The sequence below is a fragment of the Nostoc sp. genome (genome assembly GCF_036917655.1).
Lineage (GTDB): Bacteria > Cyanobacteriota > Cyanobacteriia > Cyanobacteriales > Nostocaceae > Nostoc.
The window spans coordinates 21,627-34,650 of the sequence record NZ_JBALCY010000030.1; the positions used below are offsets into that span (position 1 = coordinate 21,627).

At 41.6% G+C, this 13,024-nt stretch carries 16 protein-coding genes and 1 pseudogene; 8 read left to right on the forward strand and 9 right to left on the reverse strand.

The genetic code is table 11. The features are described 5' to 3' along the window. The first annotated feature begins 753 nt into the window (after positions 1 to 753). On the forward strand, positions 754 to 1,848 hold the full coding sequence (locus tag V7K30_RS13270; RefSeq protein WP_334999801.1) for a phosphotransacetylase family protein: 1,095 nt from the start codon (positions 754 to 756) through the stop codon (positions 1,846 to 1,848). A gap of 42 nt (positions 1,849 to 1,890) precedes the next feature. On the opposite strand, the gene V7K30_RS13275 is transcribed toward V7K30_RS13270, so the two are convergent. Next, a complete protein-coding gene (locus V7K30_RS13275; protein WP_334999803.1) occupies positions 1,891 to 2,409 on the reverse strand; it encodes a DUF4188 domain-containing protein in 519 nt (172 codons plus the stop codon). A 99-nt stretch (positions 2,410 to 2,508) separates the two neighbouring features. Here V7K30_RS13275 and V7K30_RS13280 point away from each other — a divergent pair, with 99 nt between their 5' ends. From V7K30_RS13280 to V7K30_RS13300, 5 genes and pseudogenes are all read left to right on the forward strand, one after another. Beyond that, positions 2,509 to 3,045 carry a PadR family transcriptional regulator gene (locus V7K30_RS13280; protein WP_334999805.1) on the forward strand — a complete coding sequence of 179 codons (537 nt, stop codon included), beginning with the start codon at positions 2,509 to 2,511 and terminating at the stop codon, positions 3,043 to 3,045. 81 nt (positions 3,046 to 3,126) lie between these two features. Further along, positions 3,127 to 3,630, forward strand: a complete 504-nt coding sequence (locus tag V7K30_RS13285) for a DNA recombination-mediator protein A (RefSeq protein ID WP_334999807.1) — start codon at positions 3,127 to 3,129, stop codon at positions 3,628 to 3,630. A gap of 73 nt (positions 3,631 to 3,703) precedes the next feature. Continuing rightward, positions 3,704 to 3,919: a hypothetical protein gene (locus V7K30_RS13290; RefSeq protein ID WP_334999809.1), complete on the forward strand. Its 216-nt coding sequence runs from the start codon at positions 3,704 to 3,706 to the stop codon at positions 3,917 to 3,919. A gap of 21 nt (positions 3,920 to 3,940) precedes the next feature. Next, positions 3,941 to 4,432: pseudogene (locus V7K30_RS13295) on the forward strand (MAPEG family protein). 171 nt (positions 4,433 to 4,603) lie between these two features. Beyond that, on the forward strand, positions 4,604 to 5,095 hold the full coding sequence (locus V7K30_RS13300; protein WP_334999811.1) for a YajQ family cyclic di-GMP-binding protein: 492 nt from the start codon (positions 4,604 to 4,606) through the stop codon (positions 5,093 to 5,095). A 215-nt stretch (positions 5,096 to 5,310) separates the two neighbouring features. Here the strand turns inward: V7K30_RS13300 and V7K30_RS13305 are convergent, their stop codons facing one another. Together V7K30_RS13305 and V7K30_RS13310 are read right to left on the reverse strand one after the other, a co-directional pair. After that, complete coding sequence (locus tag V7K30_RS13305) at positions 5,311 to 5,868, reverse strand: glutathione S-transferase family protein (RefSeq protein ID WP_334999813.1); 558 nt, start codon at positions 5,866 to 5,868, stop codon at positions 5,311 to 5,313. A gap of 6 nt (positions 5,869 to 5,874) precedes the next feature. Then, positions 5,875 to 6,339 (reverse strand): hypothetical protein, encoded by a 465-nt coding sequence (locus V7K30_RS13310; protein WP_334999815.1) that lies wholly within the window; start codon positions 6,337 to 6,339, stop codon positions 5,875 to 5,877. A 462-nt stretch (positions 6,340 to 6,801) separates the two neighbouring features. Between V7K30_RS13310 and V7K30_RS13315 the strand changes: the two genes are divergently transcribed. Then, on the forward strand, positions 6,802 to 7,521 hold the full coding sequence (locus V7K30_RS13315; protein ID WP_334999817.1) for a tetratricopeptide repeat protein: 720 nt from the start codon (positions 6,802 to 6,804) through the stop codon (positions 7,519 to 7,521). A gap of 221 nt (positions 7,522 to 7,742) precedes the next feature. On the opposite strand, the gene V7K30_RS13320 is transcribed toward V7K30_RS13315, so the two are convergent. Further along, on the reverse strand, positions 7,743 to 8,153 hold the full coding sequence (locus V7K30_RS13320) for a hypothetical protein (RefSeq protein WP_334999819.1): 411 nt from the start codon (positions 8,151 to 8,153) through the stop codon (positions 7,743 to 7,745). Between the two features lie 252 nt (positions 8,154 to 8,405). Then, entirely contained in the window at positions 8,406 to 8,495 is a 90-nt protein-coding gene (gene psaM, locus V7K30_RS13325; protein ID WP_040630342.1) for a photosystem I reaction center subunit XII, read from the reverse strand. Between the two features lie 199 nt (positions 8,496 to 8,694). On the opposite strand from psaM, the gene V7K30_RS13330 reads away from it, so the two are divergent. Further along, entirely contained in the window at positions 8,695 to 9,951 is a 1,257-nt protein-coding gene (locus V7K30_RS13330) for an FGGY-family carbohydrate kinase (RefSeq protein ID WP_334999821.1), read from the forward strand. A 206-nt stretch (positions 9,952 to 10,157) separates the two neighbouring features. On the opposite strand, the gene V7K30_RS13335 is transcribed toward V7K30_RS13330, so the two are convergent. The 4 genes from V7K30_RS13335 to V7K30_RS13350 are packed head-to-tail and all read right to left on the reverse strand — an operon-like array spanning position 10,158 to position 12,943. After that, entirely contained in the window at positions 10,158 to 11,357 is a 1,200-nt protein-coding gene (locus V7K30_RS13335) for an McrC family protein (RefSeq protein ID WP_334999823.1), read from the reverse strand. Then, a complete protein-coding gene (locus V7K30_RS13340; protein WP_334999851.1) occupies positions 11,348 to 12,304 on the reverse strand; it encodes an McrB family protein in 957 nt (318 codons plus the stop codon). Before V7K30_RS13340 ends, V7K30_RS13335 begins: the two co-directional genes overlap by 10 nt. Continuing rightward, positions 12,305 to 12,784, reverse strand: a complete 480-nt coding sequence (locus tag V7K30_RS13345; RefSeq protein ID WP_334999825.1) for a hypothetical protein — start codon at positions 12,782 to 12,784, stop codon at positions 12,305 to 12,307. A 30-nt stretch (positions 12,785 to 12,814) separates the two neighbouring features. Beyond that, positions 12,815 to 12,943: a hypothetical protein gene (locus tag V7K30_RS13350; protein ID WP_334999827.1), complete on the reverse strand. Its 129-nt coding sequence runs from the start codon at positions 12,941 to 12,943 to the stop codon at positions 12,815 to 12,817. Positions 12,944 to 13,024 lie beyond the last annotated feature (81 nt).

Sequence of the window (13,024 nt, forward strand, 5' to 3'; positions counted from 1 at the left end):
AAATCAACTCACTCCCATATATTCAGAGTGAATAAGCCAAAACACGATTGCAATCTCAATCAAAAAACTGAGAGCGCTTAGTCAAACGAAAATATAGGGTTTTTAATAAACCTCCATTCAGGTACTTACTACTAATTAATTATTCTCAACAGGTTTTTTCTTTGCGGATAATGCAATCCTCAAAGCTGACTAAATTTCCTTTATAACCTGTAGAATTTATGAAGCTATGTGCCAAAAGCCTGTGTATTTATACTGCCATAAAAATTTGATATAAGTCAAGAAGAATTAGTAATAAATTAAAAAAATACTGAATATTACTATTGACAAGTTTATATTCATCTATAATTTATATTTGTCAAAGCAATTTTGTGCTCAAAATACGGATATAGCGTTTCCTAATGACATGAAGTACATCATAGCCCCCTATCGAAGAGCGGGGAGGGGGTTGGGGGTGGGGTTCTTGTACCTCACTCAAGTGATAACCGCTATAACACAGATGTCTTCCTTCAGTCTCAGCCCCGATCTTCTATGAATAATTGGGCAGAGAACAGGGGCAACAGGGCGAAAATTCCTCTCCACTGCACCCTTTCTCCCACCCTTAGAGTCTCTTCAGCGCCTGCCCCCTGCTTGTTCAATCAGAAGGTAATTCTGGGAAACCTTAATATGTGAGAGCAAGAGGCTTTTGCCAGAAGGAACTAGAATTAGGAAACACCTCGCTGGGTTCTTCTGACTTTTGAAATTAGGAGTGCATGTGTGCCAAAATCCCCTAAATTTTTGCTGATTGGATCAACCGAGACTTACAGCGGTAAATCTGCAACTGTTCTGGGTTTGTCTCATCAGCTACAGCAAAAAGGACTGGATATTACCTACGGTAAACCGCTCGGTACGTGTTTGAATTCGTCTAGTGGAACCGTAATTGAGGAAGATGTCCAATTCATCGCTCTTAGCCTCAATTTGCCGGAAAACCGTGTTGCACCTACAATGCTGGCTTTGGATGAACTAAATGTGCAAAAGCGCTTACGAGGGGAAGACAAAACCGATTATCAGCAGTCCCTGATACAGCAATATTTGCAAATGTCGCAAGGAGATTTGGTGTTATTGGAGGGGCCTGGTGATTTCTCCGAAGGCAATTTGTTTAACTTGTCTTTGCTGCAAATGGCTGAAGTATTGGATGCTGCTGTGCTGTTAGTAACCCGCTATAAATCGTTACTTTCGGTTGAGGCGCTATTGGCTGCTAAAGGGCGTGTGGGCGATCGCTTGATTGGAGTTGTGATCAATGATATCCCACTCACCCAACTAGAAGCGGTTGACACCCTTTTGCGCCCATTTTTGGAATACCAGGGTATTCCGGTGCTAGCAATGCTGCCGAACAGCGATTTGCTCCGCAGTGTGAGTGTTGGCGAACTAGTCAAGCAGTTAAAGGCTGATGTTCTCTGTCGCAACGATCGCCTAGATTTGTTGGTGGAAAGTCTGGCTATTGGAGCGATGAATGTCAACTCCGCTGTCAAGTATTTCCGCAAACGCCGGAATATGGCAGTGGTAACAGGAGGCGATCGCGTGGAAATTCAGCAAGCCGCTTTGGAAACTTCTACCCAATGTTTAATTCTCACCGGGCAACTACCACCGCCGCCATTCATTCTCAGTCGCGCTGAAGAACTAGAAATCCCCATTTTATCTGTTGACTTAGACACCCTCACCACTGTAGAAATTGTTGACCGCACTTTCGGGCAAGTCCGCCTGCACGAGCCGATTAAAGTTGAGTGCATTCGCCAGTTAATGTCTGAGCATTTTGACATTGACCGCTTGTTATCTAAACTGGGTTTAACTCCCGCAACAGCATTGTCTTAGGCTCATCAACTCAAACAATTGAAGAGCATCAATGCTCAGTCATCAGTTAGAGGGCTGTGCTATTGGCGAAGGCACAGCTGGCTCGCTGTCACCTCCCAGGCGACGGCGTGCTGTTTCTTTCCGCCCCATAGCTGGGACGTGCTTAGTTGCAGCAGCTAATCCAAATACAGGCATATTCCCGTAAACCGCCTCATACTTTCCCGGTTCAATTAAATAAGTTTCGTGCCAAATGCCAACACTGCCATCAGTACCAATGGCTTGATTAAACCTTTGCCAAGCTTTTAGATGTGCATCAGCCGGATTTCTGGCAAAACGCTCCAAATCTTCAAACGATCGCCAATACTGAATCAGTCCCACTCCTCGCCAGTAAACAAAAGTTTCTCCCCCTAAAAACCCTTTTTCGGGATTCTGGTAAAGGCTTCGTAGCATGGGCGACATCGCCGTTGCAGTCGGAATCCATTTGGAGAAAGCGAATAATTTATTAATTCGCATCCCAATCAAAAACACAACAAAGGGTTCATTAATCTCGGCTGTAAATCTTCCTGGTATTACTTGAGGCATCTATTACTACTCAATGTTGTTTCAGTTTATTATGCAACTAATTGCATATAAATATTATTATGCAATTAGTTGCATATGTCAAGTAGTGAATTAAAAATTATGGCATTAGCGCACGCAATATTAGCTGCTCTCGTTGACGCCCCTTGTAGTGGGTATGATTTAGCAAAACGATTCGATGGCTCTGTAGGCTTTTTCTGGTCAGCAAGTCACCAGCAGATTTATCGAGAGTTGTCAAAGCTAGAAGATCAAGCATGGATCAGTTCTGAGTCGATTGTCCAAGCAGGACGCCCAGATAAAAAGCTCTACAGAGTTACAGACTTGGGAGAACAGCAGCTCAAAGAGTGGATTGCTCAACCTTGTGAACCCACACCGATTAAAGATGATTTGCTTGTTAAAATTTTTGCTGGCCATATTGCTTCTAACCAGATGATCTTGGCAGAGCTAGAGCGTCACCAAAAAGCCCACCTAAAAAAATTATCTACATACAAGGATTTAGAACAAGAATGCTTTCAGAATCCGCAAGAACTCCCAGAATCAGCAAAATTTCAGTATTTGACTCTCCTGAATGGCATTACTTATGAAACACATTGGCTGGCTTGGTGTGACCAAGTTATCCAAACAATCGAAAAATTGTAGCAATGTCTAACTCAGGTTCGCCTCGTACCTACACGCTGTTTGGTAAAATATCTGGGTCGTTTAATCGGATTATGTCCATCTTTGACCCAATCAACAGACCTTATTAACCTCGATACATTAGCGCAAGAACTGGCGACAATACAGCAAACGGGTTCTAAAAGAATCGCATTGCTGGGTTCTCGTCATGTCCCGATTACGCATCAGAATCTTATTGAAATGATGACATATGCCCTAGTTTTATCGGGTAATCGAATCATCACTTCTGGTGCTACAGGGACAAATTCAGCGGCCATCAAGGGAGCAACGCGGGCTGATGCAAATTTGTTGACGGTGATTCTACCCCAAAGCCTGGAACGCCAGCCTTTGGAATCGCGCCAGCAACTAGAACAGGTAATGCATCTAGTCGAAAATCCCAGTAATGATAATCTGTCCCTGGCTGAGGCTAGTTACTTGTGCAACAAGGAAATTGTCTCTCGTTGCCAGCAACTGATCTGCTTTGCGTTTCACGACAGTCGCACCCTGTTGCAAACTTGTCAAGATGCAGAAGAACAAAGAAAAGTGGTAACGCTTTTCTACTTTGATTAGTCATTTGTCATTTGTCCTTTGTCTTTTATATTTGATAATGACTAATGACTGATGACCCTTACGGGTGACGCTCGTGCCGACGTTCGATGACTCGCTAACGCCAGTCACTCATGGGGGAAACCCCCAGACGCTCTGGTGCGATCGCTTAGAGCGAATTCACGTAGCGTCTCTAAGAGTTGCTATGCCCGCGCAGCGTGTCGCAGACAAGCCTCTGGTTCGTGTTAGCGTCTCTAAAGGAGAAGAGAAGGGTTTACGCTGCGCTATCGCCCTTGGGAGAAGACAGTGCTAGCTCACTGATGACTAATAAGTAATGATAATTTTTTTGTACTCGATCGCTGCTGCTGGCGTTCTGATTTACTTGCCATTTTTGGTGGTAGCTTATGCCCGTGTGCGTATTGGGTATGAAATGTTTTCTACTCCTCGTGCTATGTTTAATAAATTGCCACCATCCGCCCAACCAGCTACTTGGGCACATCAGAACACCTTTGAAGCATTTATGGTATTTGCCGTAGCCGCATTAATGGCATACGTAAGTGGTGTAAATTCTTCTACAGCACAAGTGGCTGTGTAGACGCAAAGCGGCTTGTCGTCAGACATCGCCTTTGTGGTGGCCCGTTTGCTATACTCAATTTTCTATATTTTGAATATACCCCTTTTGTGTTAGCGTAGCTCCTCTGATAGAGGCTCGCTGATGTTTGGCATTGGCTCCCTTGGCTCTGCCACTCTCATCTTCTTGAGCATCATCCAAGAACCTATCCCACTATTCAAAAAACCCCTACTTCTTTTCGTAAAATGTGCTTGAAAACCTTGATTTTTCGTTTTCGGTTCTCAATAAGCTTAAGCTTTGTAGCACAAATATTATTAGTGGGATAGGTTCAAGCTACTAATTAAGTGGGGAGTGAGGAGTGGGAACTGGGAAAAAGTTTTCCCAATACCCAATCTAAAATCCAAAATCTAAAATCTAAAATGTTTTATGGCTTCTACTTTTTCCTTTGACATTGTGAGCGACTTTGACCGACAAGAGTTAGTTAACGCTGTCGATCAAGTTATCCGAGACATCAAAGGTCGTTACGACCTCAAAGACACTCAAACTACTGTCGAGTTAGTCGAAGAAAGCATTAACGTTAGTACTGACAGCGAGTTTACCTTAGATTCTCTACACGACATTCTGCGGGAAAAGGCCGCCAAGCGTAACCTCTCCCAAAAAATCTTTGATTTTGGCAAAGTTGAATCAGCCAGTGGTAATCGCGTGCGTCAAGAAATCAAACTCAAAAAAGGCATCAGTCAGGAAATCGCCAAACAAATTTCCAAATTGATTCGCGACGAATTCAAAAAGGTACAAGCTTCAATCCAAGGGGATGCTGTGCGGGTTTCTGCCAAATCTAAAGATGACTTACAAGTTGTCATGCAGCGACTCAAACAAGAAGACTACCCGGTGGCTTTGCAATTTACAAATTATCGTTAAAAATTACCTCGTTTACCTCGTTCCCAGTCTCAGACTGGGAATGCCTATTTTGAGGCTCCGCCTCCCTTACTCGCGGCAGAACCGCAATGAAAGAGCATTTCCAGCCGGAGGCTAGAAACGAGGTTTTAAATGGGTTTTGGCTTAATTTGACACCAATGCACATCTGTGCATTCCTACGAACAATTTGTATTTCACTGCATTGAAAACAGCTATAGTCAAGCCCGTCCGCCAATACTTTTTTCAAATGCCGGACGCTCAGATAACTGCTTCATATAGTTCAACACCGCTGGGTAGGGGCTGAGGTCTAGCTTCAGTATCATGGGAATATAATTCAGAACAGACCCTACTGCCACATCAGCAACAGTGAACTCATTGCCGAGTAAAAAAGGTTGCCTACTGAAAATTTCATTTAACGGAGTCAACAAGCGGGGCATTTCTCGTTCCCGATTTTCTTCCCCAAAAATCCCTGGAGCGAGGGTAGCATTGGCAAACAACACCCATTGGGAAAATACAGCACGTTCCTCTAGTGAAAGTGCAGTTTTACCATACTTATCGGCAAGATACAGCAAAATTGCCCCAGATTCCCAAAGTTGAAAATTACCATCAACAATTCCTGGAACTTTACCAATTGGGTTAATTGCCAAATATTCAGGCTGGAGATGTTCACCCGCCTGCATATCGAGCTTGACGAATTCGTAAGGAACTTTTATTTCCTCTAAATACCAGTGGACAATTGAGGCTCGACTACGAGCGCTGCCGTAAAGTTTTAGCATAATTTCTTAAAGAACTTTGTGAGTGTGAGAATGCTGTTTAACATTGTCTTCTTTAGTGACAACTCTAGCGGCATTTAACACCCGCTTGCGCTCAATGGAATACTTAAATTCAGTGTAATTTGTACCTAAGGGAATCAGGGATTTTGCAGATTCACGACGCTTGTAGGTACGAGCTGCTGCAAATGCCCGTGGCACAAATTCTTCTCCAAACTGAGCCGACTCTGGGAAGCCATCTGGCATCAGTTGTGAATCGCCATCCAGCACAGTTCCCAAAGTTGTTGCATGAGCCAGCTTATAGGAGGTAGGGATGCCCTTTAAAAGGGCTTCCAAAGCCGCAGAGGGAATCGGTTCTATAACTTCGATTTGATAAACTTCTCCATCTTCTTTGACGAAGCAGGTTGCCAAGCCGATAACAATGTAATCATCGGTTGCTAAATCAGGGGCATTGGGATAGGAAATTGCGGTTGTCATCGGAAAATTTCTCAAAACTTAAAAATTAAATCTAGAAACTGGGGATTGCGGATTGGGGATTAGGGATTAGGGATTGGGGATTAGGGATTGGGATTAAAATTATTCTTTCCTAGTACCCAGTCCCCAGTCCCCAGTCCCCAGTCCCCAGTCCCCGTGTCCTCTTTTCTAATGAACGGCTTGTTGGCATTCTACCAATTTGTCGCTCTTACTACTTGATTAGTCTTTAAGATTGACATCTACTATTTCTGGAATTCACCTTGGGGGTGAAGTATTCATGATTAGGTTTGAGGAGCAATTGTTTATTTAGGGCGTAGATTTCTCTTGTGCGACTAGGTTTAAGTTCTCTCTTGAGATGGCTTTCATGTAACCCTAAATACTTTAAAAATATACATAGTGGTAAAACCACTAATAGGCAAAAACTAGAACTTGATTCCAAAAAGCACGGATTTAATGTAGGTAAAGATGAATATTCACTCATTTTTAGCTGACGGCGACCAGCAAAGTAACAAATATAAATTTGTTGCAAATATTACACATAAAGCCCAAAAACATCGGAAAAATGACAGTGGCGAATCTGCTTTAGGGGAAAGCTACTTACGCTCTTTTGCTTTGAAGTCGGCTCAACAAGGAGATTATACTGAGGCGATCGCACTTTTAACCCAACTAATTTCCCGCCATCCGCACAATGCCGTTGATTACAACAACCGGGGGCTAATTTATTTTCAAAGTGGCGAAAGGCAAAAAGCGCTTTACGACTATAACACCGCCCTCAAACTTAATCCCTATTTGGCTAGTGCTTATAATAACCGAGCAAATTACTACGCTGCTTGTGGAGAATTAGCAGTAGCACTTGCCGACTACGATCAAGCGATTGATTTGAATCCTCGCCATGTCCGGGCGTGGATTAACCGAGGCATTACCTGGCGTGACTTGGGGCAATATGAGGAGGCAATTGAGAATTTTGAGGTAGCACTGCTTTTCGGTCAACTAGAAGGTCATATCTGGGGTGAACGCGGCAGGACTTACCATCTTTGGGGCGACTGGAATTGGGCGATCGCTGATTATCGTCGCGCCCTCACTCAACTGCCCTCTATCGACAATACTAAGGATCTTGCTGGTTATCGCTTGCGTTTACAACTCGAAAATTGGCTAAATGAGTTGCTATCTGAATCAGCGTCCTAATTGGTAGATTAGTCCTTCTGGAGGATTCAAAATTCAAAATATTAAATTTTGAATTGGAGTTTAGTGACGCTGTATCGCTAATGACTAATAGATGATAACTACATAGCTATTCAAAAATTAGCTATTAACCATTATTTATTAGCAATAATATAAATTAACACCCGGTTTATCCGTAGCCTGAATCACAAGAAACCTGAATAATCCCAAATTCGCTATTTGTCTTAGGGTGATGACTCAGTTTGTTCATCTTCTCGGCGATCCTGATTCATCAACACGATCCGACGCTGGCTGGGATCAAATCGATATCCTTGTTCTTGTCTAATACTTTTAGCTTGTTGCGGATCGAAGTTACGGCTAAATTCCGTCTGCAAAGCATTCACATGTCCTTCCATCAGCTTGACTTCAGTACTAATTTCTCGCAACTTTTCTTGCTGTAACCAATGATAAGGCAAAAGTTGTGCTAAAGCAGATGCTGCAACGGCTGTAATGGCAAGATTAACTGCTATTTTGGCTGTGCTTTCCAGTGCCATCACCTGGTAAGAACGTTGACGAAGATGCCGCTTTGGTCGAGGAGTGACCCGGCGTTTTTGTATAGGTTGTAACGGTGGTCTGGAGGGTTGAATCGCGTTCATGATGCTAAAAAATAACCTCGCTGAGTGAAGGGAAGCACTGTAAAAGCGCTCTGGCACTAATTACTGCTTGATTTAGCTGTCATATTACTTCATTTTTTTGAAATAGCTACAAGTGTTGCACCAGTTAAAAAATAACCTGGCTTACGTAAGTGCAAGGTTTCTAGCTACTTATGGCATAAAGCCACAAGCGTCTAGAAATTGCACCCCGTTATGCCAGGATTATTAGCTTTTTAACTGTGTCACATCGGAGCGTTATTTGTAAAGTTCTGTGGCTAATCGCCAAGCTAGAACTCCTGGAATCAGCGCCACAACTAGAGCGATGTAGACTTGAGTATCCGAGATGGAAGATATCTGAGCGATGTACAGAGTATCTAAGATAGGCATGGCTGAAAACCTCCTAACCTGAATAGATTTTGAACAGTTCGTTTACTACTTTTCCTTGTTTTGCCAGAATTGTGGAATATCTTGTTACAAGATGCAACAAAAGCAGTTATTAGTCAGTAGTTCTTAGTTATTCTCCATTAAAAAAATTTATAAAAATATGAATTTGTATTTGGGTATCGACTTCGGCACATCTGGCGCCCGCGGTGTGGTGATTGACGAGGAAGCCTCTTCTATTCAGGCTGAGGTGCGATATCCCTTCCAGGATTCACCAGTCGCCGTTACGCCAAAAATTTGGCAAGAGGCTTTGTTTGTGCTGGTGGAACAAATACCTGACCAATTGCGGCGAGAAATTAAAGCGATCGCAATTAATGGGACTTCTTCCACCGTCTTGCTGGTAGATGCTGCTGGCAATCCAACAGATGCACCATTGCTGTATAACGATGCGCGGGGATCATTGGTGCTAGAGCATTTGAGGAGTATCGCACCCCCCAATCATACTGTGTTGAGTGCCACCTCCAGCCTAGCCAAACTGATGTGGATGAGGCAATTACCCTCGTTTAGTGAAGCTAGATATTTCCTGCATCAAGCAGATTGGCTGGGGTTTCTCCTACATGGACAGTTGGGGATTAGCGATTACCATAATGCTTTAAAGCTGGGTTATGACGTGGAAGAGTTGAAATACCCAGAATGGCTAGAAAAGCTGCAAATACCGATTCAGCTACCCAAAGTTTTAACTCCTGGGACTCCCATTGCCGAATTGCGCCCTGAAATTGCGGATAAGTTCGGTTTCCGCCGTGATTGTCTGGTGTGTGCTGGCACCACTGATAGTATTGCCGCTTTTCTTGCCAGTGGGGCAAAATTACCTGGTGAAGCCGTGACTTCCCTTGGTTCAACATTGGTACTAAAGTTATTAAGTCGTACCCGTGTAGAAGATGCCAGATATGGGATTTACAGCCATCGCCTGGGTGATTTGTGGCTGACTGGGGGTGCTTCTAATACTGGAGGTGCAGTACTTAAGCAATTTTTCACAAACGGTGAGTTAGAAAGCCTTAGCCGTGAGATTGATGGATCAAAAGCCAGCGAGTTAGATTATTATCCGTTGTTGAAGGTAGGCGATCGCTTTCCCATTAATGATCCTAATTTAGCCCCACGTTTGGAACCACGCCCAGATCATCCAGTGGAATTTTTGCATGGGTTGTTAGAAAGTATTGCCCGCATAGAAGCGCGAGGGTATGAATTATTACAGCAAATGGCCGCAGACAAGTTGAGCCGGGTTTATACTGCTGGCGGTGGCGCGGCGAATGATACTTGGACTACAATTAGGGCGCGTCATTTGCAGATTCCTCTAGTAGCGTCAGTATACACAGAAGCTGCTTACGGGACGGCGCTGTTAGCGATGGGTGAACAAGAGTAATTTTGTAACTATCTTTTCGTAGATATCTTTTAAATCAGTATCTATCCCAGTGACAATCGCCATATCTCGGCCCATACTGGGATGATTAGATACCGGACTATAGATTCCAGGTTCATTATCTGGGCAGCTATTCGGGGATGGGTGCTTCGCCACAAGCGAATGTCATCTATCCCCTTTATTAATTGTCGGTGTGAATTCTAAGGTGATTAGTAGAAAAGAAAAAGGTTTTTTAAAAAAATTTGACCTGTGCGATCGAGATTATCATCCAGGGAAAAGGTGAGGCTACGGACTTGGATTTGATCACTTTTAATATCTAATGGCTGTGTCAAGTTTTTGGGATATATCAAAAAGGCTTGCTTACATTTTGTTGTGTTGGCGTAGCTGATCATTTGATGAATATCTGTATATCCTGCCTGTTCAGGGGCTTTATACTTTGTATCTAAAACTGCTATTGTTTTGCCAGTAGCAGCATCACCCAGTAATATATCTATACGGAAGTGTCGATTCTGACTAATTTCTATTGGATGTTGCTGTTTGAAAAAATAACCTTCTGGCGTGTTTTTCTGAAGCCATTCAGCCACAAAAAGTTCATATAAATGTGCCATATCGACGAGAAAGGGTAGGGTTTTATAATTTCCCCTCTCATGACTGGGACTAATATTTTCTAAAAAGAATCGGCATAAATTATGTAATAGTTGATAGTCTTGATTGAGGCGATTGTACTGTCTTCCAATACAGTCTTCTGCACTACAAGGTTGCAGCGTTATTAATCCTTGTAGAGCGTGATAAGCTTTTCGTATTATTGGTGATACTCTTTCTGAGCATAAACTGCTACGACCAATGATATAAAGTGTCCATGCCAGTATCTGATTTTCTTTAACATCAGCCGTATGTTCTTCGTAATCGCATTTAAGTTTAACATTCCACGGCTTTTGAATTACCTGTTGCACATCTAGCCTTCCCCGCACATAAGAAAGCTGCTGTGTTTTAGGCAAGTAAGTACGATATAATCCTTTGCGACACCGCTCTAAAACTTTATGGGCTAATATTTGAGCCAGATTATTATAAAAGTCTTCTAGAGATTCACAATCCATCAGCCCTTCGAGAAAGCGAAAACCTTTTAAATTGTAGGCATATTCCAGCATTCCGAAGAGGTTTTGGATAGGCACTTTCGGATTTATTTTTAGATGCAATTCAGGAGTTACAGGAATGTAACCTACCCATCCTTTAGCTTGAAGTTTCCAATCTTCTCTAGTTTTATAAGTAGGAAATTCTATATCTACTTGTGTTTTATATTTATCATATAACTCGACCCCGGCTGAATGGGGTATTTCATCACGCTGAAATAATTTATTTTCGTATTCCGTAAGTTCAATAATTCTTGGTTGTGCTGGGTTTATATCCATAGTTTATTCTTGATTTCATCCCAGCGAAACTCATCTACTTTTTTTAGCTGGTTAAAAAAGTACTCTTCTAAATATGGCTCAATTTCCATGCGCCATATATCTTCTATGTCTTCACGTAAATTGTCTGTTAAAAAGAATGAAATACCAATTTCGTAGTTTTTATCTGCGATCGCTTGATTTAATTGCTGTAAAATCTTAATTAATCCCTCTACTCTAAAACCTGCTTTCAGGTGATACCGTCGCAGCACATCATAGTTTGGACGAAGTTCAATAAACGCAAAGCGGCGGCGTAGCGCATGGTCTATATTGGCAATAGACCTATCTGCTGTATTCATTGTGCCAATAATGCGGACATTTTTCGGGATGCGAAACATATTACCGCCAGCTAGTGGAATTTCTCTATCTCTGTACTCAAGTAAGTACATTAATTCACCAAAAACCTGTGCAAGATTAGCACGGTTTATTTCATCAATAATTAGAACACAAGTATCTTCACGAGACTCAGCTTTTTTACAAAATTCTAAAAATCTTCCTGGAACCAGTGGATATACTAATATTCCATTTTGACTTTGAGGACGAATGCCTTGAATGAAATCTTCATAAGAATATGCTGGATGAAATTGCACCAGTTCTGAGAAACCGTCACCACAACCGATTAAGTATTGAGCAAGTTTTTCCGCAATATAAGTTTTTCCTGTTCCAGGTGAACCATATAAAATTGCTTGACATTTACGATTAATTGTGCATATCCAAGGTTCTAAGTCTGCTTGTATATAGCCAATATCTTGAGCAAAGTTATTTAAGCTATAATTAGGATTATTGGGATTTATATATTTACTAATAGATGGTATTAGTTCATTAGATACTGCTAGCCATAAAAAAGGGAGATAATCTTGAAACCATTGATTAAAATCATCAATTAAATCTTTCCAAGAAGCGTTTAATATTTAATCTTTTTTCCAAGACAAGCTATTATCATCTACAAAGCACAAATCATGAAATATACGTATATTTTTCGCAACTATTTTGGACATTATTAGAGGGTTAATAGCTCCAATAGCTTGGGCTAAAATTTCACCTGTTTCATATACAAATTCTATTCTTATACCTAGCGCTGTCATCTCTATATATAAAGTTGAAAATATATCTAAATGCCTATATAAGCGAGGTGTATTATAATAACTGAACGGTTCTTTTTTTACTTTTATTACTCCATGAGACTTATTAAAAGCAATTTTGTTTGGTATTTGCTGATGTATTAAATTACAAAAATCATTAAATGGTTGTTCTACTTTTTCCCTAAAATCTTTGTGTTCTTGAGAGTTGTAAATATTATTACAGCTATTAAAATATTTTTCTTGGTAGTTTTTCATCAGTTCAAAAGAATTGAAATCAGAAAATTTATTTGAGTTTTGGCTACTATCCATTATTTTTCATTTAAAAGATAATGTTTTCTCTTAATCCGCTACTATATCACCTGATGCTGCTGCCAAATTTACAAGTGGTACTAAAACAGCTATATAGCCTAACATCGCTAAGGTAATGGGTGTATTGAGGCGATCGCATTGATGGTAAAAGAACACCAAATTGTGGGTTGAAAATAACCGGATGCTGCGGCGCTACAGTGTAGAAGCTAATGACAGCAAGCGGAACACGGAGACAAAAAA

What these genes read in the sequence shown, in the direction of transcription:
- V7K30_RS13345 (WP_334999825.1), bottom strand. Translation starts at nt 12,784, where the DNA reads ATGGATAGTAGCCAAAACTCAAATAAATTTTCTGATTTCAATTCTTTT.
- V7K30_RS13330 (WP_334999821.1), top strand. Translation starts at nt 8,695, where the DNA reads ATGAATTTGTATTTGGGTATCGACTTCGGCACATCTGGCGCCCGCGGT.
- V7K30_RS13335 (WP_334999823.1), bottom strand. Translation starts at nt 11,357, where the DNA reads ATGGATATAAACCCAGCACAACCAAGAATTATTGAACTTACGGAATAC.
- V7K30_RS13275 (WP_334999803.1), bottom strand. Translation starts at nt 2,409, where the DNA reads ATGCCTCAAGTAATACCAGGAAGATTTACAGCCGAGATTAATGAACCC.
- V7K30_RS13320 (WP_334999819.1), bottom strand. Translation starts at nt 8,153, where the DNA reads ATGAACGCGATTCAACCCTCCAGACCACCGTTACAACCTATACAAAAA.
- V7K30_RS13280 (WP_334999805.1), top strand. Translation starts at nt 2,509, where the DNA reads ATGGCATTAGCGCACGCAATATTAGCTGCTCTCGTTGACGCCCCTTGT.
- V7K30_RS13310 (WP_334999815.1), bottom strand. Translation starts at nt 6,339, where the DNA reads ATGACAACCGCAATTTCCTATCCCAATGCCCCTGATTTAGCAACCGAT.
- V7K30_RS13315 (WP_334999817.1), top strand. Translation starts at nt 6,802, where the DNA reads ATGAATATTCACTCATTTTTAGCTGACGGCGACCAGCAAAGTAACAAA.
- V7K30_RS13305 (WP_334999813.1), bottom strand. Translation starts at nt 5,868, where the DNA reads ATGCTAAAACTTTACGGCAGCGCTCGTAGTCGAGCCTCAATTGTCCAC.
- V7K30_RS13300 (WP_334999811.1), top strand. Translation starts at nt 4,604, where the DNA reads ATGGCTTCTACTTTTTCCTTTGACATTGTGAGCGACTTTGACCGACAA.